Annotated in this window: 19 protein-coding genes; 14 read left to right on the top strand and 5 right to left on the bottom strand. The window is 72.9% G+C overall.

Going from position 1 to position 21383, the window contains the following annotated elements:
- The first annotated feature begins 1 nt into the window (after position 1).
- Entirely contained in the window at positions 2-2173 is a 2172-nt protein-coding gene (locus tag ACFVGS_RS21680; protein WP_385693377.1) for a bifunctional serine/threonine-protein kinase/ABC transporter substrate-binding protein, read from the top strand.
- Positions 2174-2194: 21 nt separating this feature from the next.
- On the opposite strand, the gene ACFVGS_RS21675 is transcribed toward ACFVGS_RS21680, so the two are convergent.
- From ACFVGS_RS21675 to ACFVGS_RS21655, 5 genes are all read right to left on the bottom strand, one after another.
- A complete protein-coding gene (locus ACFVGS_RS21675) occupies positions 2195-3247 on the bottom strand; it encodes a 2-oxoacid:ferredoxin oxidoreductase subunit beta (RefSeq protein WP_385693376.1) in 1053 nt (350 codons plus the stop codon).
- Entirely contained in the window at positions 3240-5177 is a 1938-nt protein-coding gene (locus tag ACFVGS_RS21670; protein ID WP_384412047.1) for a 2-oxoacid:acceptor oxidoreductase subunit alpha, read from the bottom strand. The genes ACFVGS_RS21675 and ACFVGS_RS21670 overlap by 8 nt, the downstream gene beginning before the upstream one ends.
- 358 nt (positions 5178-5535) lie before the next feature.
- Positions 5536-6195: a LuxR C-terminal-related transcriptional regulator gene (locus tag ACFVGS_RS21665; RefSeq protein ID WP_384412142.1), complete on the bottom strand. Its 660-nt coding sequence runs from the start codon at positions 6193-6195 to the stop codon at positions 5536-5538.
- Between the two features lie 170 nt (positions 6196-6365).
- On the bottom strand, positions 6366-7652 hold the full coding sequence (locus tag ACFVGS_RS21660; RefSeq protein ID WP_385693375.1) for a sensor histidine kinase: 1287 nt from the start codon (positions 7650-7652) through the stop codon (positions 6366-6368).
- 249 nt (positions 7653-7901) lie between these two features.
- Complete coding sequence (locus ACFVGS_RS21655; RefSeq protein WP_385693374.1) at positions 7902-9071, bottom strand: sensor histidine kinase; 1170 nt, start codon at positions 9069-9071, stop codon at positions 7902-7904.
- A gap of 213 nt (positions 9072-9284) precedes the next feature.
- Here ACFVGS_RS21655 and ACFVGS_RS21650 point away from each other — a divergent pair, with 213 nt between their 5' ends.
- The 13 genes from ACFVGS_RS21650 (at position 9285) to ACFVGS_RS21590 (ending at position 21379) form a co-directional block, all read left to right on the top strand.
- The gene (locus tag ACFVGS_RS21650; protein WP_384412041.1) at positions 9285-9701 is read left to right on the top strand and encodes an NADH-quinone oxidoreductase subunit A; all 417 of its coding nucleotides are present in this window, start codon (positions 9285-9287) and stop codon (positions 9699-9701) included.
- Positions 9692-10270, top strand: coding sequence for an NADH-quinone oxidoreductase subunit B (locus ACFVGS_RS21645; RefSeq protein WP_384412039.1), 579 nt, complete (start codon positions 9692-9694; stop codon positions 10268-10270). The genes ACFVGS_RS21650 and ACFVGS_RS21645 overlap by 10 nt, the downstream gene beginning before the upstream one ends.
- A complete protein-coding gene (locus ACFVGS_RS21640) occupies positions 10267-11766 on the top strand; it encodes an NADH-quinone oxidoreductase subunit C (RefSeq protein WP_385693373.1) in 1500 nt (499 codons plus the stop codon). The genes ACFVGS_RS21645 and ACFVGS_RS21640 overlap by 4 nt, the downstream gene beginning before the upstream one ends.
- On the top strand, positions 11763-12731 hold the full coding sequence (locus ACFVGS_RS21635; protein WP_384412035.1) for an NADH-quinone oxidoreductase subunit H: 969 nt from the start codon (positions 11763-11765) through the stop codon (positions 12729-12731). The genes ACFVGS_RS21640 and ACFVGS_RS21635 overlap by 4 nt, the downstream gene beginning before the upstream one ends.
- Positions 12731-13384 carry a NuoI/complex I 23 kDa subunit family protein gene (locus ACFVGS_RS21630; RefSeq protein ID WP_385693372.1) on the top strand — a complete coding sequence of 218 codons (654 nt, stop codon included), beginning with the start codon at positions 12731-12733 and terminating at the stop codon, positions 13382-13384. Before ACFVGS_RS21635 ends, ACFVGS_RS21630 begins: the two co-directional genes overlap by 1 nt.
- Positions 13381-13932, top strand: a complete 552-nt coding sequence (locus tag ACFVGS_RS21625; protein ID WP_384412032.1) for an NADH-quinone oxidoreductase subunit J — start codon at positions 13381-13383, stop codon at positions 13930-13932. The genes ACFVGS_RS21630 and ACFVGS_RS21625 overlap by 4 nt, the downstream gene beginning before the upstream one ends.
- Complete coding sequence (gene nuoK / locus ACFVGS_RS21620; protein WP_384412030.1) at positions 13932-14291, top strand: NADH-quinone oxidoreductase subunit NuoK; 360 nt, start codon at positions 13932-13934, stop codon at positions 14289-14291. The genes ACFVGS_RS21625 and nuoK overlap by 1 nt, the downstream gene beginning before the upstream one ends.
- Positions 14288-16312: an NADH-quinone oxidoreductase subunit L gene (locus ACFVGS_RS21615; RefSeq protein WP_385693371.1), complete on the top strand. Its 2025-nt coding sequence runs from the start codon at positions 14288-14290 to the stop codon at positions 16310-16312. The genes nuoK and ACFVGS_RS21615 overlap by 4 nt, the downstream gene beginning before the upstream one ends.
- Positions 16313-16339: 27 nt before the next feature.
- Positions 16340-17893 (top strand): NuoM family protein, encoded by a 1554-nt coding sequence (locus tag ACFVGS_RS21610; protein ID WP_385693410.1) that lies wholly within the window; start codon positions 16340-16342, stop codon positions 17891-17893.
- Entirely contained in the window at positions 17890-19407 is a 1518-nt protein-coding gene (locus tag ACFVGS_RS21605; protein ID WP_384412028.1) for an NADH-quinone oxidoreductase subunit N, read from the top strand. Before ACFVGS_RS21610 ends, ACFVGS_RS21605 begins: the two co-directional genes overlap by 4 nt.
- Before the next feature lie 60 nt (positions 19408-19467).
- On the top strand, positions 19468-19938 hold the full coding sequence (mscL, locus tag ACFVGS_RS21600; RefSeq protein WP_384412026.1) for a large conductance mechanosensitive channel protein MscL: 471 nt from the start codon (positions 19468-19470) through the stop codon (positions 19936-19938).
- Positions 19939-20111: 173 nt separating this feature from the next.
- Positions 20112-20975 carry a zinc metalloprotease HtpX gene (gene htpX / locus ACFVGS_RS21595; protein WP_384412024.1) on the top strand — a complete coding sequence of 288 codons (864 nt, stop codon included), beginning with the start codon at positions 20112-20114 and terminating at the stop codon, positions 20973-20975.
- The gene (locus ACFVGS_RS21590) at positions 20972-21379 is read left to right on the top strand and encodes a YccF domain-containing protein (protein WP_384412022.1); all 408 of its coding nucleotides are present in this window, start codon (positions 20972-20974) and stop codon (positions 21377-21379) included. Before htpX ends, ACFVGS_RS21590 begins: the two co-directional genes overlap by 4 nt.
- Positions 21380-21383: the final 4 nt, after the last annotated feature.

Here is a 21383-nt window from a genome sequence, read left to right as displayed (position 1 = left end):
GGTGCAGCCCCTCAAGAAGGCCGATCCCTCCACGATCGCCGGATACCGGCTGCTCGGGCGGCTCGGCGCCGGCGGCATGGGCGTGGTCTACCTCGCCCGTTCCGCCGGCGGTGCCCTCGCCGCGCTCAAGCTGATCCGGGCCGAGCACGCCGCCGACCCCGGCTTCCGCGCCCGCTTCCGCCGGGAGGCGGCCACCGCCGAGCGGATCACCGGCCGCTGGGTCGTCCGGGTGCTCGGCGCGGACCCGGAGGCCCGCGAACCGTGGCTGGCCACCGAATTCGTCCCCGGGCCCTCGCTCGTCGAGGCCGTCGACGCGCACGGAGCCCTGCCAGAGCCTGCCGTCCGGGCCCTCGGCGCCCGGCTCGCCGACGCCCTCCACGACATGCACGAGGCCGGGCTCGTGCACCGCGACGTCAAGCCCGGGAACGTCCTGCTCGCCCTCGACGGGCCCCGGCTCATCGACTTCGGCATCGCGCGGGTCAGCGGGGCGACCGCCCTCACCGCCACCGACGCGATGATCGGCACGCCCGGCTTCCTCGCCCCCGAACAGGCGCGGGTCATGGGCGGCGGCGAGGTCGGCCCGGCCGCCGACGTCTTCTCGCTCGGCTGCGTCCTCGCGTACGCGCTGACCGGCCGCCGCCCCTTCGGTACGGGCGCGGTGGCCGCGGTGGTCTACCGCACCGTCCACGAGGATCCCGACCTCGACGGCCTGCCCGAGTCCCTGCTGCCGCTGGTGACGGCCTGCCTCGCCAAGGACGCCGCCGACCGGCCCACCGCGGCGGAGGTACGGGCCGCCCTGGGCGCGGCCGACGTCCCGGCCGGCGACTGGCTGCCGCCCGGCCTGCCCGCGCTCATCGCCCAGCGCTCGTCCCGCGTCCTGGACCTGCCGGTCGCCGACCCCACGATGCTGAACCCCGAGGAGCCGCGGGGGACTTCGCGGCGCCGGCTGCTCGTCCTCGGCTCGGCCGGGGCCGTCGCCACGGCCGGCGGCCTCACCGCCTGGCTGCTCGGCCGCGGCCCCGCCACCGGAACGGGCGGCGGCACCGGAACCCCGCGGGCCGCGTACACGCTCGGCGTGGTGACCGACCTCAGCGGTCCGAGGAAGGCGGACGGGCGCGCCCAGGAACGCGGGCTGCGCCTCGCCGCGGAGACCTTCAACGCCCAGGCGGACCGGCCCTTCGATCTGGTGCTCAAGGTGACGGACGACGGAGGAGACCCCCGGCGGGCCGCGACCGGAGCCCGCTCCCTGCTCAAGGACCCCGCCCTGGTCGCCGTCCTCGGGCCGACGACCACGGAGACCACCGTGGCGACCGCGGAGGTGCTGGGCGACGTGAAGGTGACGGTGATGGGCGTGGTGGCGTCCGTCCCCGCGGGCATGATCCAGGGCGGGTCGGCGGAAGTCCGTACCTACTACGAGGTGCGGCCCCACCCCGACACCATGATCGTGCCCTTCGCCCGCTATCTCAGCGAGCACCGGCTCGGCCGCACCGCGGTCGTCCACGACCGGGCGGGCGGCACCTACAGCTGGTCCGCCGTCCGCAGCATGAAGACCACGCCGCCGGCCGGCGGCACGGTCACCTCGCACGAGGTCGCCGCGGACAGCGAGGACTTCGGCCCGGCGGTCCGTGCCGCGCTCGCCACCTCCCCGCAGGGCGTGATGTACGCGGGGACCTCGCCGCGCCGGGCCGCCCTGTGCGCCAAGGCACTCAGGGAGCAGGGGTACCGGGGCCCGTGCGGAAGCGTCGAGTACGTGCTGGAGCCCGAGTTCCTGGCCCTGGCGGGGCCCGCCGCCGAGGGCTGGTACTTCGGCGTGGGGTACCTCGATCCCGACACCGTCCCGGCCGCGAAGGAGTTCGTCTCCGCGTACCGCAAGCGCTTCGGGCTCGCGGCCACGGACCGGGTCGACCGGTTCGCCGTCGAGACCTACGACGTCCTGTACTGGCTGGGGCAGGCGCTGCGCACCGCGGTCGGCAGGAACGCCGGCGTCACGGGCGCGGCGCTCGCGAACGCGCTGATGACGGACAACATGCTCTACAAGGGGGTGGCCAGGTCGTACAACGCCCGGGGCACCGACAACTCGACGTCCGCCCTCGAAGGCCTCACCCTCTGGCAGGTGAAGAACGGCGCGCCCCGCTGCCTCGGACCGTTCGCCGAGGCAGCGAAGCGCGACTGACCCCGCGGGCGCGAGGGCCCGTCAGCCCACCACCGTCCAGGTGTCCCTGCCCGTGAGCAGCTGCGCCAGGTCGCCCTTGCCCTGCTGCTCCACCGCCTGCTCCAGCTGGTCGGCCATCAGCGTGTCGTACACCGGGCGCTCCACCGACCGGAAGACGCCGATGGGCGTCTGGTGCAGCGTGTCCGGGTCGGCGAGGCGGGAGAGGGCGAAGGCGGTCGTCGGCGAGGCCGCGTGGGCGTCGTGGACGAGGACACGCGACTCGTTCTCCGGCGTCACCGTGACGACCGCGAGGTCGCCGGTGGCCGGGTCGCGGACGACGCCCTTGTCGAGCTCGGCGCCGAAGCGGATCGGCTGCCCGTGCTCCAGACGGATGACCGCCTCCTTCGCCTGGTCCTTGCCCTTGAGGACCTCGAAGGCGCCGTCGTTGAAGATGTTGCAGTTCTGGTAGATCTCCACCAGGGCCGTGCCGTTGTGGTCGGCGGCCTGCCGCAGCACCTCGGTGAGGTGCTTGCGGTCGGAGTCGACCGTACGGGCGACGAAGGACGCCTCGGCGCCGAGGGCCAGGGACACCGGGTTGAAGGGCGCGTCCAGGGAGCCCATCGGGGTCGACTTGGTGATCTTGCCGAGCTCGGAGGTGGGGCTGTACTGGCCCTTCGTCAGACCGTAGATCCGGTTGTTGAAGAGCAGGATCTTCAGGTTGACGTTGCGGCGCAGCGCGTGGATGAGGTGGTTGCCGCCGATGGACAGCGCGTCGCCGTCACCGGTGACCACCCACACCGACAGGTCGCGCCGCGAGGTCGCCAGGCCGGTGGCGATGGCCGGGGCGCGGCCGTGGATGGAGTGCATCCCGTAGGTGTTCATGTAGTACGGGAAGCGGGAGGAGCAGCCGATGCCGGAGACGAAGACGATGTTCTCCTTCGCCAGGCCGAGTTCGGGCATGAACCCCTGCACCGCGGCGAGCACGGCGTAGTCGCCGCAGCCGGGGCACCAGCGGACCTCCTGGTCCGACTTGAAGTCCTTCATGGACTGGGCGGCCTCGGCCTTGGGCACCAGGTGCAGCAGCGACTCACTCATCGATGACCTCCTTGAGGGCCGTGGCGAGCTGCTCGGCCTTGAACGGCATGCCGTTGACCTGGTTGTGGCTGCGGGCGTCGACCAGGTACTTCGCCCGGACGAGGGTGGCCAGCTGGCCCAGGTTCATCTCGGGGACCACCACCTTCTCGTAGCGCCCCAGGACCTCGCCGAGGTTCTTCGGGAAGGGGTTGAGGTGCCGCAGATGGGCCTGGGCGACGGGGTGGCCGGCGGCCCGCAGCCGGCGTACGGCGGCGGTGATCGGCCCGTAGGTGGAGCCCCAGCCGAGGACCAGGGTCTTCGCGCCGTCCGGGTCGTCGACCTCGACGTCCGGCACCTCGATGCCGTCGATCTTGGCCTGCCGGGTGCGGACCATGAAGTCGTGGTTGGCCGGGTCGTACGAGATGTTGCCGGTGCCGTCCTGCTTCTCGATGCCGCCGATGCGGTGCTCGAGGCCGGGCGTGCCGGGCAGCGCCCACGGGCGGGCGAGGGTCTCCGGGTCGCGCTTGTACGGCCAGAAGACCTCGGTGCCGTCGGCCAGGGTGTGGTTCGGGCCGGTGGCGAACGTCGTGGTCAGGTCGGGCAGCTCGTCGACGTCCGGGATGCGCCAGGGCTCGGAGCCGTTGGCGAGGTAGCCGTCGGACAGCAGCAGCACCGGCGTGCGGTAGGTGAGCGCGATCCGGGCCGCGTCCAGCGCCGCGTCGAAGCAGTCGGCGGGCGTCTTCGGGGCCACGACCGGCACCGGGGCCTCGCCGTTGCGCCCGTACATGGCCTGGAGCAGGTCGGCCTGCTCGGTCTTGGTCGGCAGACCGGTGGACGGGCCGCCGCGCTGGATGTCGACGACGATCAGCGGCAGTTCGAGGGAGACGGCCAGGCCGATCGTCTCGGACTTCAGCGCCACTCCGGGGCCCGAGGTGGTGGTCACGGCGAGCGAGCCGCCGAAGGCCGCGCCGAGCGCGGCGCCGATGCCGGCGATCTCGTCCTCGGCCTGGAAGGTGCGCACGCCGAAGTTCTTGTGCCTGCTCAGCTCGTGCAGGATGTCCGAGGCCGGCGTGATCGGGTACGAGCCGAGGTAGAGCGGCAGGTCCGCCTGGCGGGAGGCGGCGACCAGACCGTACGAGAGGGCCAGGTTCCCCGAGATGTTGCGGTACGTGCCGGTGGGGAAGGCCCGGGTCGCCGGGGCGACCTCGTAGGAGACGGCGAAGTCCTCGGTGGTCTCGCCGAAGTTCCAGCCGGCCCGGAAGGCGACGATGTTCGCCTCGGCGATCTCCGGCTTCTTGGCGAACTTCTGGCGCAGGAAGTTCTCGGTGCCCTCGGTGGGCCGGTGGTACATCCAGGACAGCAGTCCGAGCGCGAACATGTTCTTGCTCCGCTCGGCCTCCTTCCGGGACAGGCCGAAGTCCTTCAGGGCCTCGACCGTGAGCGTGGTCAGCGGCACCGGGTGGACCTGGTAGCCGGCGAGCGAGCCGTCCTCCAGGGGAGAGGTCTCGTAGCCCACCTTGGCCATGGCGCGCTTGGCGAACTCGTCCGTGTTGACGATGATCTCGCCGCCACGCGGCACGTCCCCGATGTTGGCCTTGAGCGCGGCCGGGTTCATCGCGACCAGGACGTTCGGCGCGTCCCCCGGAGTCAGGATGTCGTGGTCGGCGAAGTGCAGCTGGAACGAGGACACCCCCGGCAGCGTGCCGGCGGGGGCCCGGATCTCAGCGGGGAAGTTCGGCAGCGTGGAGAGGTCGTTCCCGAAGGACGCCGTCTCCGAGGTGAACCGGTCACCGGTGAGCTGCATGCCGTCGCCGGAGTCGCCCGCGAAGCGGATGATCACCCGGTCGAGCCGGCGGACTTCCTTCGCTGAGCCGTGGTCGCCCGTCGCCGGGGCGCTGCGCTGCTCCCCGACCAGGGCCTCACCGGCCTCGCTACTGACCTGGCTGGTCACTGAACTGGACCTCCCTCGCGGCAGGGTCTCTCCGTCGAGGCTGTCCCCGCGGAGAAGGCTCGGGAGACGGCCGGCACCCCGGCCGTCCCGTGGCCCACCCTACGTCCGAGGGGTGGGCCTTCCCGGGACTTCTCGCATCGTGGACCTCGTTTCGAGACGCCCACTGGCGCCCTTATATGGTCAATTGTCGCTCTCCGTGAACCGTCGGGTCCACCCGGAGGTCACGGTGTGCTCATCCCCAGTAACGACCCGTCGCATCGAGCCGCCCCTGAGCCACGCTGAAGCCGGGCTGAAGCCGGGTCGATCCTCCCTGGTCCGAGGGGTGGGACCCCGGGCCACCTGACAGGGTGTCAGCTGTTCATGAGTTCAGATAGGTCAGTACGGCGAGTACCCGGCGGTGATCCCCGTCACTCGGCGAGAGTCCCAGCTTCAGGAAGATGTTGCTGATGTGCTTCTCCACCGCGCCGTCGCTCACCACCAGCTGCTTCGCGATGGCCGAATTCGTCCGCCCCTCCGCCATCAGCCCCAGGACCTCCCGCTCGCGCGGCGTCAGCGCCGCGAGGACGTCCTGCTTACGGCTCCGGCCCAGCAGCTGCGCCACCACCTCCGGGTCCAGCGCCGTGCCGCCCCTGGCCACCCGCACCACCGCGTCCACGAACTCCCGGACCTCGGCCACCCGGTCCTTCAGGAGGTAGCCGACGCCCGTGCTGGAGCCGGCCAGCAGCTCCGTGGCGTACTGCTCCTCCACGTACTGCGACAGGACGAGCACCCCGATCCCCGGGTGCTCCTTCCGCAGCCGCACGGCCGCCCGCACACCCTCGTCCGTGTGCGTCGGAGGCATCCGCACGTCGGCCACGACCACGTCCGGCAGCGCTCCCTCGCCCGCGAGACCGGCCACCGTCTGCACCAGCGCCTCACCGTCGCCCACCTTGGCGACCACCTCGTGGCCCAGATCGGTGAGGAGCCGGGTCAGGCCCTCGCGCAGCAGCACCGAATCCTCGGCGATGACCACGCGCACGCTGTCCGTCACGGTTAATGCCTTTCTGCCGCCTGGCTGGGTGCCCCAGCATCGCAGCAGAAGGGACGCGGCGGGCGCCGCGGAGGTTCAACCAGGCCACCGGCCCGCGGTTTCCGGCCGCGGCGGGCGTGCCCGCGGCCCCGCCCGCCGCGGCCCGGGGAGGACGGCCTTCAGGCCCGCCAGGGCAGTTCGGCGGTGACGGTGGTGGGGCCGCCGGCGGGGGAGTCGACGGCGAGGACGCCGTCGACGGCGCCGAGGCGTTCGGCCAGGCCCGCAAGGCCGCTGCCGGCCGCCGGGTCGGTGCCGCCCACGCCGTCGTCGCGGACCTGCAGCATCAGCCGGTCGTCCGTCCGCCACACGTCCACCCAGGCCCGGCGGGCCCGGGAGTGCTTGGAGACGTTCTGCAGCAGCTCGGAGACCGTGAAGTACGCGATGCCCTCGATCGCCGCGGCCGGCCGGCCCGGCAGGTCCACGTCCACCGACACCGGCACCGTGCCGCGGGCCGCGAGCGCCGACAGGGCGGCGTCCAGGCCCCGGTCGGTGAGGACCGCCGGGTGGATGCCGCGCGCCAGGTCGCGGAGCTCCTGGAGGGCGAGCTTCACCTCGCCGTGCGCCTCGTCGACCATCGCCGCCGCGGCCAGCGGATCCCGCGCCAGCTTCTCCTTCGCCAGGCCCAGGTCCATCGCCAGGGCCACGAGCCGGGCCTGGGCGCCGTCGTGCAGGTCGCGCTCGATGCGGCGTAGGTCGGCGGCCGCGGTGTCCACGACCACGCCCCGGTCCGACTCCAGCTCCGTCACCCGGCTCGCCAGCCGGGACGGGCCCAGCAGCCCCGACACCATCAGCCGGTCGACCGCCACCAGACCGCGCAGCACCCACGGCCCGAGGAGCACGAACAGCAGACCCACGCCGCAGGTCACCCCGATCTCGAAGGGCGAGTCCAGGTAGACGCTGTGCGTCTCGTCGCCGTAGACCTGCAGGCCGTCCTGGCCCGCGTACATCGGGAGCACCCACTGCCACAGCGGATACGTGAACAGGCCCCAGCCCCACGCCCACAGCACCACCGCCACGGAGAAGGAGAACACCGCCCACGGGAAGTGCAGCAGCGCGTAGAGCAGATGCCGCCACGACGCCCCGCTCTTCAGCGTCGCGCCCATCCACGACAGCGCCCCGCCCGTACGGCCCCGGGCCGGCTCCGGCGCCCGCACCTCCAGGCCCAGCATCCCGCGCGCCCTCGCCCGCTCCACGGCGCCGAAGCCCCGGCACACGGCGAGCGCCCCGGCGAGCACCGGGATCCCGAGGAACGTGACGAGCAGCCCGGCACCGGCCGAGACCAGGGTGACGGCGAGGCAGAAGGCGACGACGCTCAGCGGGAAGCCGGTCAGGACGTAGCCCAGCTCGCGCCAGGTGCGTCCCTCGAAGGGCGCGCGGAGGCCGGCGGGCAGGCGGTGGGAGGCCATCGGAGATCCGTTTCTCAGGCGGGGGTGGTCGTTCGGTCTGTCGCCTTCCACCCTTCCGGGAGGGAAGGGCCCGGCACCATGAGGCGGGTCGGCGTCTGCGGCCGGGGGTTTTCCCTACCGCCCGGCGCTGCGGGCCCCGTCGCGTCGCGCGCCAGGGCAGCTCGGCGGTGAGGGTGGCGGGCGGCCCGCCGGCCGGGTGGCCGTCGGGGGAGCGGCAGGCGGCCGGGCGGGGGAGCGGCCAGGTTTTCGCTAGCGCGCGGCGCCGCGGGACCCGTCGCGGTTCCGCCAGGGCAGTTCGGCGGTGACGGTGGTCGGGCCGCCGGCGGGGGAGTCGACGGCGAGGACGCCGTCGACGGCGCCGAGGCGTTCGGCCAGGCCCGCGAGGCCGCTGCCCGTCGCCGGGTCGGCGCCGCCCACGCCGTCGTCGCGGACCTGCAGCATCAGCCGCTCCTTCGCCCGCCAGACCTCCACCGAGGCCGACCGCCCCCGCGAGTGCTTGGAGACGTTCTGCAGCAGCTCCGAGACCGTGAAGTACGCGATGCCCTCGATCGCCTCCGCCGGCCGCTCCGTCAGGTCGACCGAGACCTTCACCGGCACCGTGCAGCGTGCGGCGACCGCCGACAGGGCGGCGTCCAGGCCCCGGTCGGTGAGGACCGCCGGGTGGATGCCGCGCGCCAGGTCGCGCAGCTCCTGGAGGGCCAGCTTCACCTCGCCGTGCGCCTCGTCGACCATCGCCGCCGCGGCCTCCGGGTCGTCGAGCAGCTTCTCCTTCGCGAGCCCGAGACCCATGGCGAGGGCCACGAGCCGGGCCTGGGCGCCGTCGTGCAGGTCGCGCTCGATGCGGCGCAGGTCGGCGGCGGCGGTGTCCACGACCACGCCCCGGTCCGACTCCAGCTCGGCGATCCGCCGCTCCAGCTCGTCCGAGGGCGACAGCAGCCCGCGCACCATGGCCCGGTCGGCGTTGGCGAGACCGCGTGCCACGAACGGCAGCACCGGCCACAGCACGATCAGCGACACCAGCGTCAGGGCGAAGGTGAGCACGCCCCACGGCAGCCGGACGAACCCGTACAGCTGGCTGCGCCACGCCACCGGGTCCTTCAGCTGCGCCCACAGCCAGGGCAGGAAGCCGTCCCGGTGCGGCAGCCGGCTCGGCGCGTCCACGTGCACCCCGAGCAGCGCCCGCGCCCGGGCCCGCTCCGAGCGGCCCATCCCGCGCGCCCCGGCCAGCCCGAGCGCGAGCAGCGGCAGACCGACGACGGTCACCGCCAGGCCCACCCCGAGCGCGATCGTCACCACCGCGTACACGAAACCGGCGAGCGCGCACGGCAGGTTCGCGAGGAGGTGCGCGACCTCCTTCCAGGTGTGCCGGCCGTAGGCGAGGCGTGCGGGCGGCGGCGGGCTGTCGGTGTGGCTGCTCATGGATCAAGGCTGCCGGTCGCGGGCCCCGACACGCCATGGGGGAGGTGGCCGGAGCGCAGGGGGGATAACCCCACCCGCGACTGCTTACGCCGCCTTTAGCAGGGCCTAGACTCGCGTCCGTACACAGGAATGAGACACCGAGACCGAGGGGCGGACGTGCGCGAACCGACCGTTGTCGCGGCGGGTCACGCGACCGGTCACGTGACTGATCACATGACTGATCACGTGGCTGATCACGCGAGCCGCATCGAGACGTACGCGGCGGACTACTTCGAGACGTATTCCGTCGTCGGACTGCTCGCCGTCCTCGGCGTGCTCTTCGTCGCCGTCGCCTTCGGCGCCGGCCGGCTGCTGCGGCCCGTGGTCCCGACGCCCGAGAAGCTCCTCACGTACGAGTGCGGTGTCGACCCGGTCGGAGAGGGCTGGGCGCACACGCAGGTCCGCTACTACGTGTACGCCTTCCTCTACGTGATCTTCGCCGTCGACTCGATCTTCCTCTTCCCCTGGGCGACGGTCTTCGCCGCGCCCGGATACGGGGCGACGACGCTGGTCGAGATGTTCGTGTTCCTCGGCTTCCTGGCCGTGGGACTGCTCTACGCGTACAAGAAGGGCGTCCTGGCATGGATGTGACACCCCTGCCCGCCCCCACGCTCGGCCCGCTGGCCCGGCTGGCACCCGAGCCGATGAAGGTGGTCCTGAACTGGGGCCGCCGCTACAGCCTGTGGGTCTTCAACTTCGGCCTCGCCTGCTGCGCGATCGAGTTCATCGCCGCGTCGATGGCCCGGCACGACTTCATCCGGCTCGGCGTGATCCCCTTCGCGCCGGGCCCGCGCCAGGCCGACCTCATGATCGTCTCCGGCACGGTGACGGACAAGATGGCGCCGGCGGTCAGGCGCCTGTACGAGCAGATGCCGGAACCCAAGTACGTCATCTCCTTCGGCGCCTGCTCGAACTGCGGCGGCCCGTACTGGGACTCGTACTCGGTGACGAAGGGCGTGGACCAGATCATCCCGGTCGACGTCTACGTGCCGGGCTGCCCGCCGCGCCCGGAAGCCCTGCTCCAGGGCATCCTCAAGCTCCAGGAGAAGATCGCCAAGGAGAGCCTCGGCGAGCGGTACGGCGCGGGCGCGCCGTCGGTCGCCCAGCTGACCAGCGGCCTCGTCGAGCCGCCGAAGCCGGCGGGAGGCGAGGCGCGGTGAACGAGTACGACACGAACGCGTACGACGCCCTGCCCGACTCCGTGACCGAGGTCTTCGGCGAGGAGGCGACGGCGGAGCGGGCGTACGACCTGCTGACGGTCGACGTCCCGACGGCGTCGTGGATCGCGGCGCTGGAGATCGCGCGGGACAAGCTGGGCCTGACGTACTTCGACTGGCTGAGCGCGGTCGACGAGCCCGGCACCGGCTTCCGCGTGTCCGCGCACGTCGCCTCGGTCGACCGGGGCAACGTCCGCCGCCTCCTCGTCCGCACGACCGTCCCGCACTCCGCCCCCTCCCTCCCCTCGGCGGTGGAGGTGTACGCGGGCGCGGCGTGGCACGAGCGCGAGACGTACGAGATGTTCGGCGTGACCTTCACGGACCACCCGCACCTGGTCCACCTCCTCCTCCCGGAGAACTTCGAGGGCCACCCGCTGCGCAAGGACTTCGTCCTCGCCGCACGCGTCGCCAAGGCGTGGCCCGGCGCCAAGGAGCCGGGCGAGTCGCACGACCCGAACGCCCCGAAGCGCCGCCAGATGCTTCCCCCCGGCGTCCCGGACCCCAACGACTGGGGCCCCCTCAAGGGCCAGCTCCCGCCCGCCCCGGCCCGGCCGGCCCGCGGCGCGGCCGCGGCCGGCGACCGCCCGGCCCGCCGCACCCGCACGGCCATCGAAGGCGCCCCGCCCCGCCGTACCCGCACGGCAGGCGAGGGCTCGGCCAGTCAGCAGCCCGAACCCGTCGAGACCGGCCCCGAGCCGACCCCGACGGTCCCGCGCCGCGCCCGGAGCGCGAGCGCGGGTTCGGCAAGCCAGCGCGCCGAGGCCGAGACCGCCGCCGCGCCCGTCGAGACCGGCCCCGAGCCGACCCCGACGGCCGCGCGCCGCGCCCGGAGCGCGAGCGCGGGTTCGGCAAGCCGGCGCGCCGAGGCCGAGGCCGAGACCGCCAGCACGCCCGAGCCTCCGGCGGCGCCCGCCGAGGACGGCGCCCAGCCGGGACCGGCCGCGGCCCCGGCAGGCCCGCGCCGCAGCCGCAGCGCGAGCGGCGGCTCCGCCAGCCAGCGCGCGGGCGCCGACGCGACTGCCGAGCGCCCCGCGCCGCCGCCCCGTACCCGCAGCTCCGACGCCCCCTGGCACCACGCCCGCCCAGCCTTCGACGAGGAGCGCCCCGCCGAGGACGAGGCCGCGCCCACCCCGGCCTCCGAGGCCGAGGTCCCGGCCAAGGCCCCGACGGCCGAGACCGGGGGCACGGCCCCCGGAACTCAGGCTGCCCCGGCCCCCGACGCCGAAGGCGCGCCTTCGGCGCCCGCCGCTCCTGCAGAGGGCGAAACCGACGCCGAGGCACGCCCCGCGCGGGGCGAAGCCCCCGCGAAGGCCCCGGCCGCCGGTGCCGCGCCCGCCGAGGGCGAAGCCGCTCCCGACGCCCCGCCCGCCAAGGGCGCATCCGCCACCGACCCCGACCCCACCCCCAACCCCGACCCCGACGGAGGCGAATCCGCGTGAACGACGTACTCGACGTCGCCCTCCGGCTGCTCGTCGTCTTCGGTGTGTTCCTCGTGCTCCCGCTCGTCGTCGGGCAGACCGAGCACAAGGTCATGGCCCACATGCAGGGCCGGCTCGGGCCCATGTACGCCGGTGGTTTCCACGGGTGGGCGCAGCTGGTCGCGGACGGGGTGAAGTTCGCGCAGAAGGAGGACGTCGTCCCGAAAGACGCCGACCGGCGGGTGTTCCAGCTCGCGCCGGCCGTCGCCCTCCTCCCGTACCTCCTCGTCCTGATCGCCATCCCCATCGGCCCCAGCGAGGGCGCCGTCGGGCGGGTCGTCGACGCGGGCATCTTCTTCGTGCTCGCGGTGATGGGCGTCGGCGTGCTCGGCAGCCTGATGGCCGGCTGGGCCTCCGCCAACAAGTTCAGCCTCCTCGGCGCGCTCCGCACCGCCGCCCAGCTCCTCGCGTACGAGCTGCCGATGCTGCTCGCCGCCGCGTCCGTCGCGATGGCGGCCGGCACCGTCTCCCTGCCCGGCATCCTGAACGCCTTCGAGTGGTGGTGGGTGCCCTGGCAGATCGTCGGCGCGCTGGTCTTCTTCACGGCCGGTCTCGCCGAGCTCCAGCGGCCGCCGTTCGACATGCCCGTCGCCGACTCGGAGATCATCTTCGGCGCGTACACCGAGTACACCGGCCTCCGCTTCGCGCTGTTCCTGCTGGCCGAGTACGCCGGCATCGTCGTCCTCTGCGGTCTCACCACCGTCCTCTTCCTCGGCGGCTGGCACGGCCCCGGCGGCGCCGACGGCCTCGGCTGGGTCTGGACCCTGCTCAAGACCGCCGTCCTGGCCTTCGTCGTGATCTGGCTCCGGGTGTCCTACCCCCGCCTGCGCGAGGACCAGCTGCAGAAGCTGGCCTGGACGACGCTCGTCCCGCTCGCCCTCGCGCAGATCGCGCTCACCGGCATCGTGAAGGTGGCGATCCAGTAATGCCCATCCCCGGTTCCGGCCTCGCCAAGGGGCTCGCCGTCACCCTGCGCACGATGACGCGCAAGTCCGTCACCGCGCAGTACCCGGACGTGCAGCCCGCGCTGCCGCCCCGCACGCGGGGCGTCATTGGGCTGTTCGAGGAGAACTGCACGGTGTGCATGCTGTGCGCCCGTGAGTGCCCCGACTGGTGCATCTACATCGACTCCCACAAGGAGACGGTCCCGGCCGCCGTGCCCGGCGGGCGCGAGCGCAGCCGTAACGTGCTCGACCGTTTCGCCATCGACTTCTCGCTCTGCATGTACTGCGGGATCTGCATCGAGGTGTGCCCGTTCGACGCGCTGTTCTGGTCGCCCGAGTTCGAGTACGCGGAGACCGACATCCACGAGCTGACGCACGAGCGCGACAAGCTCCGCGAGTGGATGTGGACGGTGCCGGAGCCGCCCGCGCTCGACCCGCGCGCGGAGGAGCCGAAGGAGATCGCCGCCGCGCGCAAGGCGGCGGAGAAGGCCCAGGCCGCCGCCGAGGCGGAAGCCGAAGCCCAGGCCGCCGCGCAGGCGGAAGCCGGAGCCCAGCCCGGCCCGCAGCCTGAAGCCCCGGCCGACCCGCAGGCCCCGCAGGCCCCGCAGGCCCCGCAGCAGGAGGGGCCGCAGTGATCCTGGCAGCGCAGACCAGCCACGGCTTCCTCTCGCCCACCGGCGTCGAGATCGCCTTCCTCCTCGTCGGCCTCGTCACCCTCGGCGCGGCCCTCGTCACCGTCACCACCCGCCAGCTCGTCCACGCCGCCCTGTGGCTGGTCGTGACGCTCGGCGGCCTCGCCGTCGAGTACCTGCTCCTGACCGCCGAGTTCATCGCCTGGGTACAGGTGCTGATCTACGTCGGTTCCGTCGTCGTCCTCCTCCTCTTCGGACTCATGCTCACCAAGGCCCCCATCGGCCGCTCCCCGGACGCCGACTCCGGCAACCGGCCCGTCGCCGTCGCCGTGGCGCTCGCCGCCGCGGCGGCCCTCGTTTGGGTGGTCCTGGACGCGTTCCGCACGACGTGGATCGACCTCGACGGGCCCGCCCAGGGCTCCACCCAGGTGTCCGGCGAGATCCTCTTCCGGCACTGGGTGCTGCCCTTCGAAGCGCTGTCCGTGCTGCTGCTCGCCGCCCTCGTGGGCGCCATCGTCCTGTCCCGGAAGAAGAACGGAGAGGAGGGCTGATGCACCTCGCCTACCCGGCCGTCCTCGCCGCGCTGCTCTTCTCCGTCGGCCTGTACGGAGTCCTCGCCCGCCGCAACGCGATCCTGGTCCTGATGTCCGTCGAGCTCATGCTCAACGCCGTCAACCTCAACCTGGTCGCCTTCGACGTCTGGCTCCGCGACACCCTGCACGCGGGCCAGGCCCTCACCCTCTTCACCATCGCCATCGCCGCCGCGGAGATCGGCATCGGTCTCGCGATCGTCCTGATGGTCTACCGCAACCGCGGCACCTCGGACGTCGACCGCCTCCGCGACACCAGGGAAGCGGTCTCCGCCGACGAGACGCCGTCCGCCGACGAGAAGGCCGAGGCCACCGCGTGACCACCACGACCCTCGCCGTCCTCGTCCCCCTCCTTCCCCTCCTCGGCTCCGCCGCCGGCCTGTTCCTCGGCCGCACCGCGCCCGGCTTCGTCCGCCCGCTCGCCGTGCTGCCGACGCTCGCCGCCGCCGTGCTCGCCGTGCTCGTCGCCGCCCGCCAGGGCGGGGACAAGGCCGTCGACGCGGCCACCCAGCTCACCCCGACCGGCTCGGTCCCGATCGACCTCGCCCTGCACATCGACGGCTTCGCCGCCGTCGTCGCCGTCCTGGTCGGCGTCGTCGCCACCTGCGTGCAGATCTACTCGACCGGCTATCTCCGCGACGACCCGCGCTACCCCTCGTACGCGGCGCTGGTCTCCCTCTTCACCGCCGCGATGCTGCTGGTCGTCTACTCCGGCGACCTGATGGTCCTCCTGGTCGGCTGGGAGATCATGGGCATCTGCTCGTACTTCCTCGTCGGGCACTACTGGGAGACGCCGGAGGCCCGCTCGGCCTCCCTCAAGGCCTTCCTCGTCACCAAGCTCGGTGACGTGCCCTTCCTGATCGGCCTGTTCGCGCTGGCCGCCGACGCGGGCACCTTCCGGATCACCGGCGTGCTCGGCGCCGTCGCGAGCGGCGCACTCGACCACCCGACCCTCGTGGCGCTGCTGCTCCTCGCGGGCGTCGCCGGAAAGTCCGCGCAGTTCCCGCTTCACACCTGGCTTCCCGACGCGATGGCCGGCCCCACGCCGGTCTCCGCGCTGATCCACGCGGCCACCATGGTCGCCGCCGGCATCTACTTCGTGGCCCGGCTCCTCCCCGTCTTCGCCGCCTCCGCCGCCGCGCTGACCGTGCTCGCCGTCATGGCCGCCGTCACGATGGTCGGCTCGGCGCTCGCCGCGCTCGCCCAGGACGACATCAAGCGGGTCCTCGCCTACTCGACGATCGGCCAGCTCGGCTACATGTCGGGCGCCCTCGCCGTCGGCGACCGCGGGGCCGCCGTCTTCCACCTCCTGTCCCACGGCGCCTTCAAGGCGCTGCTCTTCCTCGCCGCCGGCGCCGTCATCCACGCCGCCGGCACCAACTCGCTGACGGCGATGTCCCGCATGGGCGGACTCACCAGGCGCATCCCGGACGCCTACTGGACGATGACCGTCGGCCTGCTCGCGCTGGCCGCGATCCCGCCCTTCGCCGGCTTCTTCTCCAAGGAGGCCGTCCTCGTCGCCGCCGAGCACACCGCCACCGGCGACCACACGGTCGCCCCGGCCGGCGCCGGCTGGATCGTCCTCGTCTCCGGACTCCTCACCGCGCTGCTCACCGCCGCGTACGCGACGCGCCTGTGGCTGCTCGCCTTCCGCGGCCGCGGCGCCGAAGCCCCGAGCCACGGGCGCCAGCCGATCGCCATGACCACCGTCCTGTGGGTGCTCGCCGTCCCCTCCCTCGGATTCGGCCTCACGGCCGCCTACCTCGACGACTGGTTCGACGGGAACGCGCTGACCCCGACCGTCACCACCGCCGTCCTCGGCACCGGACTCGCCGTCGTCGGCGCCGCCGTCACCTACGCCGTACGCCGCACGCTCCTCGCGCGCACCGCACCGCCCCCGGCCGCCCCCGTCGGCGCCACGCCCGTCCCCGCCGCCGGACCCGCCGCGGCACCCACGGTCGCCCACCCCGACGCCGACGCGGGCCGGGTCGAGGCCGAGGCCCTGGACCTGCCGCACCCCGCGACCGACCCGGCCGACCCCGGCCGCGCCCTGCTCGGTCCGCTGCACCGGCCCGCCGCCGACGGCTTCCGCCTCGACGCCGTCTACCACGCCGCCTTCGTCCGCCCCGTGCTCGCCGCCGCCTCCCTGGTCCGCTTCCTGGACCGCGAGGTCGTCGACACCTACGTACGCGGCGCGGGCGACGGCGCCAGGGGCCTCGGCTGGCTCGTCCGCCGCGCCCAGACCGGCAACGTGCAGACCTACCTCAGCGCGCTGCTCGCCGGCTCCGTCGTCCTGGCGATCGTCGCCGTCGTCCTCGCCAACGTCGCCGCCGGAGCGTGAGCCGTGATCGATATCAGCGAATCCGTGATGCAGTTCCTTCTCGCATTGATCGTCGCCGGCCCGCTCCTCGGCGCCGCGGCCGCCCTCCTGCCGGCCCCGCCCGGACTGAAGGGGAAGTCACCGGACCAGGCCGTGCTCCGCCACGGCGTCTTCGTCACCGGCGTGATCCTGCTCGCCGCGATCGTCCTCACCCTCGGCTTCGACCACGACCAGCCGTCGAAGATGCAGGCGACCACGGACATCAGCTGGATCCACGCCCTGGACGTGCGCATCCACCTCGGTGTCGACGGCATCTCGCTCCCCCTCCTGCTCCTGACCGCGCTGCTGACCTTCCTCTGCGCGCTGTACAGCTACTTCAAGCCCCCCACAGGCCCCGCGCCCAAGGCCTTCGTCGCCCTGCTCCTCGTCCTCGAGTCCGGCACCCTGGCGACCTTCGCCGTCCTCGACCTCGTCCTGTTCTTCCTGGCCTTCGAGATGGTCCTCATCCCGATGTACTTCCTCATCGCCCGCTGGGGCGGCGAGGGCAGGCAGCCCGCCGCCTGGAAGTTCATCCTCTACACGCTGCTCGGCTCCGTCGTCATGCTGCTCGGCCTGCTCCTCATCGGCGTGAAGGCGGGTACGTTCGACATGGTGGCACTCGCCACTGACAACGGCCGTGGACTGACCGCGTCGGTGCAGGTCATCGCCGTTCTGGCGATCGGTCTCGGGCTCGCGGTGAAGACCCCGATGTGGCCGCTGCACAGCTGGCTGCCGGACGCCCACACCGCCGCGCCGACCGTCGGCTCCGTGCTCCTCGCCGGCGTGCTCCTGAAGATGGGCACGTACGGGTTCGTCCGCATCGTGCTGCCGATCGCCCCCGACGGCATGCGGACCTTCGCCCCGTACCTCGCCGCCTTCGCCGTCGCCGGCATCGTCTACGGATCCCTCGCCTGCCTCGCCCTCGCGAAGCCCGGCAACAAGGGCGACCTCAAGCGCCTCATCGCCTACTCCTCCGTCGGCCACATGGGCTTCGTGCTGCTCGGCATCGCCACCATGACGCCCACCGGCGTCAACGGCGCCCTGTTCGCCAACATCGCCCACGGCCTCATCACCGGCCTCCTCTTCTTCCTGGTCGGGGCCCTCAAGGACCGCTACGGCACCGCCGACCTCGACACCCTCGCCGGCGCGACCGGCGCCGCCCTCTACGGCCGCGCCCCGCGCCTCGGCGCCCTGCTCGCCTTCGCCGCCGTCGCCTCGCTGGGCCTGCCCGGGCTCGCCGGGTTCTGGGGCGAGATGCTCGCCCTGTTCGGCGCCTTCGACCCGGCCGCGGGCCTCAGCCGGCCCGCCTTCCTCACCTTCATGGCGATCGGCGCGTTCGGCACCCTCCTCACCGCCGCCTACCTCCTCGTCGTCGTCCGGCGCGTCTGCATGGGCGGCCCCCGCCCGGCCGGCGAGACCGCCCTCACCGACGTCCAGGGCTACGAGCTCGCCGCCTGGACCCCGCTCGTCGCCCTCACCGTCCTCGCCGGACTGTGGCCCGCGGTCCTCCTCGGCCTCACCGACCCGGCCGTCCAGCAGCTCCTCGCGGGAGGCACCAAGTGAGCCCAGTGACCGTCACGGCCGCGGCGCCGAGCCTCGTCCAGTCCGTCGACTGGCTGGCGATCGCGCCGCCCACCCTCACCGCCCTGGTCGCGCTCGTCGTCCTCGTCGCCGACCTGTTCGTCCCGGAGACCCGCAAGCAGCTCCTCGGCTGGACCTCCGTCGTCGGGCTCGTCGCCGCGCTCGCCCTGCTCGCGCCGCTGCGCGCGGGCGACCGCTCGACCTTCTGCCTCACCGCCGACACCCAGCTGCGCGCCTGCAGCTACACCGCCGACCAGTTCACCCTGGTGATCCAGTTCCTGGTGCTCGGCGGCGCGCTCGTCACCGCGCTGCTCTCGATCGCCGACACCCGCGACAGGCTCCCGGCCGGCGAGTACTGGTTCCTGCTGCTGTCCTCCGCGGCCGGCGCCGCGCTGCTGCCCGCCTCCCGCGACCTGGCGACCCTCGTCGTCGCCCTCGAAGTGGCCTCGCTGCCCGCGTTCGCCCTCGTCGGCCTGCGCCGCGGCGACCGGATGTCCAGCGAGTCCGCGCTCAAGTTCTTCCTGTCCTCCGTCACCGCCACCGCCGTGACCCTGCTCGGCGTCAGCTTCGTCTACGCGGCGACGGGCACCCTCCACCTCACCGAGGTCGCCCAGCGCCTCGGCGACGTGCCGGGACAGCTGCAGACGCTCGCCCAGACCGGTGTCGTCCTCACCCTGGTCGGCTTCGCCTTCAAGACGGCCGCCGTGCCCTTCCACTTCTGGGTGCCGGACACCTACGTCGGCGCCCCCCTGCCTGTCGCCGCCTACCTCTCGGTGGTCGGCAAGGCCGTCGGCTTCACCGGCCTCATCCTGGTGACCGTCGTCGCCTTCCCGTCGTACGCGGACGTGTGGGGCCCGGCGCTCGCCGTGCTCGCCGCGCTCACCATGACCGTCGGCAACGTCGCCGCCCTGCGCCAGGTCTCCACGCGCGCGTGGAGCGCGGTACGGCTGCTCGCCTGGTCGTCCGTGGCCCAGGCCGGCTACCTCCTGGTGCCGGTCGCCGCCGCCGCGTACTCCAGCGACGACCAGATCGGCGCGACCGTCGCGTACGCCCTCATGTACGCCGTCGTGAACCTCGGCGCCTTCGCGGTCGTCGCCGTCGTCGCCCGTACGCACCCGGAGAACCGGATCGCGGACTACCGGGGCCTGTACGCGGCGAGCCCCGCCGCCGCCCTCGCGCTCGGCTTCTTCCTCCTGAACCTGGCCGGACTGCCCCCGGGTATCATCGGCCTCTTCGCGAAGGTGACCGTCTTCTCGGCGGCCGTCGACGCGGGCCTCGGCTGGCTCGCCGTGATCATGGGCATCAACGTCGTGATCGGCCTCTACTACTACCTGCGGTGGACGGCTCTGCTGTTCCGCGGGCCGGAGGGCGAGACCGTACGGCACCGGGCGCCGGCCCCGGTCACGCTGGCCGTCGCGCTGACCGCCCTCGCGGGCGTCGTGCTGTCGGGCTACCCGCAGTTCGCGCTCCGCTTCGCGGCGAACAGCCTCTTCTGAGGCCACGAGCAGAACCCCCGCATCCCCCCACAGGCAGAACCCTCCAAGGAGCAGGACCCCGTGCTGAACGGTTTCAAGGACTTCATACTTCGCGGCAACGTCGTCTCGATGGCCATCGGTCTGGCCGTCGGCTCGGCGTTCACGGCCGTCGTGACCGGTTTCAGCAAGGCGTTCATCACCCCGCTCATCGGTCTCGCCACCGGCTCGGTCGGCGACTTCAGCGAGGCGAAGTTCACCGTCGGGAAGACCGAGTTCCCCTACGGCCTGGCGATCGCCGCCGCCATAGCCTTCGTCATCACCGCCGCCGTGCTCTACTTCCTGATCGTCGTCCCCATGACGAAGATCCAGGAGCGGTTCGCCAAGGAGGAGGCGAAGGACCCGAAGGCGGAGAAGCGCGACTGCCCCCGCTGCTTCGCCGAGATCCCGGCCATCGCGTCCCGCTGCGCCCACTGCACCAGCGAGGTCGAGCCGGTCGCCGAGGCCCTCCTGAAGGCGGGCCTGGACTCGATCAGCATCCCCGCCGCCCGCTAGGGCCTCCCGGGCGGACCGGAGCCCGGCCGCCGCCTCACCCGTACGGCGTACGGCGTGGCCCGGCGCAGCCCCGGCGCGGCCGGGGAACCCGTACCTCCCGCGTGGCGTTGACCAGGAAGGGAGGGTCCACTGGACAGAAGGGTTCCCCTGCCGCACCACTTGGAGGGCGTACCGTGCACCGCCGGCACAACGGGCTGAGGACCGCCGTACTCCTCGGAGGGCTCTCCGCCCTCATCATCGTCATCGGCAGCTTCTTCGGGCGTACGGGCCTGATCGTCGCGCTCGTCGTGGCGCTCGGCACCAACGCGTACGCGTACTGGAACAGCGACAAGCTGGCGCTGCGCGCCATGCGTGCCCGCCCGGTGAGCGAGTTCGAGGCCCCGGCCCTCTACCGGATGGTGCGTGAGCTCTCCACGCAGGCCCGCCAGCCCATGCCGAGGCTCTACATCTCGCCCACCCAGGCGCCCAACGCCTTCGCGACCGGCCGCAACCCGCGCAACGCGGCCGTGTGCTGCACCGAGGGCATCCTCGCGATCCTCGACGAGCGCGAGCTGCGCGGAGTGATCGGCCACGAGCTGAGCCACGTCTACAACCGGGACATCCTCATCTCGTCGGTCGCCGGAGCCCTCGCCTCCGTGATCCTCTTCCTGGTGAACTTCGCCTGGCTGATCCCGATCGGCCGCTCCGACGACGACGAGGGCCCCGGGCTCCTCGGGATGCTGCTGATCGTGATCCTGGGCCCGATCGCCGCCTCCGTCATCCAGCTGGCCATCTCGCGCTCCCGCGAGTACGAGGCGGACGCCTCCGGCGCCCAGCTCACCGGCGACCCGCTGGCCCTGGCCAGTGCCCTGCGCAAGCTGGAGGCGGGCACCAAGCAGCTCCCGCTGCCCCCCGAGCCCAGGATCGAGACCGCAAGCCACATGATGATCGCGAACCCCTTCCGTCCGGGACAGGGGCTGTCCAAGATGTTCTCCACCCATCCGCCGATGGCGGAGCGCATCGCCCGGCTCGAACAGATGGCAGGTCACCGCCCGTGAAGACGATCCTGAACGTCATATGGCTGATCCTGTGCGGATTCTGGATGTTCCTCGGCTACGTACTGGCCGGCGTCCTGCTCTGCATCACGATCATCGGCATCCCCTTCGGACTGGCCGCGTTCCGCATCGGCCTCTACGCCCTGTGGCCCTTCGGCCACACGGTCGTCGACCGCCGTGACGCCGGCGCCCCGTCCTGCGTCGGCAACGTGCTGTGGCTGATCCTGGCCGGCTGGTGGCTGGCGCTCGGCCACATCACCACCGGTATCGCCCTCTGCATCACGATCATCGGCATCCCGCTGGGCATCGCCAACTTCAAGCTGATCCCCGTCTCGCTGCTGCCGCTGGGCAAGGAGATCGTCCCCACGGACCAGGCGTACGGGACGTGGGGCTACCAGGGCCGCTAGGCCT

It is taken from the genome of Streptomyces sp. NPDC127114, assembly GCF_042677525.1.
Classification (GTDB): domain Bacteria; phylum Actinomycetota; class Actinomycetes; order Streptomycetales; family Streptomycetaceae; genus Streptomyces.
Note: the sequence above shows the minus strand (reverse complement) of the source record. Positions and strands in the feature narration are given on the sequence as shown.

What these genes read in the sequence shown, in the direction of transcription:
- ACFVGS_RS21645 (WP_384412039.1), top strand. Translation starts at nt 9,692, where the DNA reads ATGGATGTGACACCCCTGCCCGCCCCCACGCTCGGCCCGCTGGCCCGG.
- ACFVGS_RS21630 (WP_385693372.1), top strand. Translation starts at nt 12,731, where the DNA reads ATGCCCATCCCCGGTTCCGGCCTCGCCAAGGGGCTCGCCGTCACCCTG.
- ACFVGS_RS21675 (WP_385693376.1), bottom strand. Translation starts at nt 3,247, where the DNA reads ATGAGTGAGTCGCTGCTGCACCTGGTGCCCAAGGCCGAGGCCGCCCAG.
- ACFVGS_RS21655 (WP_385693374.1), bottom strand. Translation starts at nt 9,071, where the DNA reads ATGAGCAGCCACACCGACAGCCCGCCGCCGCCCGCACGCCTCGCCTAC.
- ACFVGS_RS21660 (WP_385693375.1), bottom strand. Translation starts at nt 7,652, where the DNA reads ATGGCCTCCCACCGCCTGCCCGCCGGCCTCCGCGCGCCCTTCGAGGGA.
- ACFVGS_RS21650 (WP_384412041.1), top strand. Translation starts at nt 9,285, where the DNA reads ATGACTGATCACGTGGCTGATCACGCGAGCCGCATCGAGACGTACGCG.
- ACFVGS_RS21610 (WP_385693410.1), top strand. Translation starts at nt 16,340, where the DNA reads ATGCAGTTCCTTCTCGCATTGATCGTCGCCGGCCCGCTCCTCGGCGCC.
- nuoK (WP_384412030.1), top strand. Translation starts at nt 13,932, where the DNA reads ATGCACCTCGCCTACCCGGCCGTCCTCGCCGCGCTGCTCTTCTCCGTC.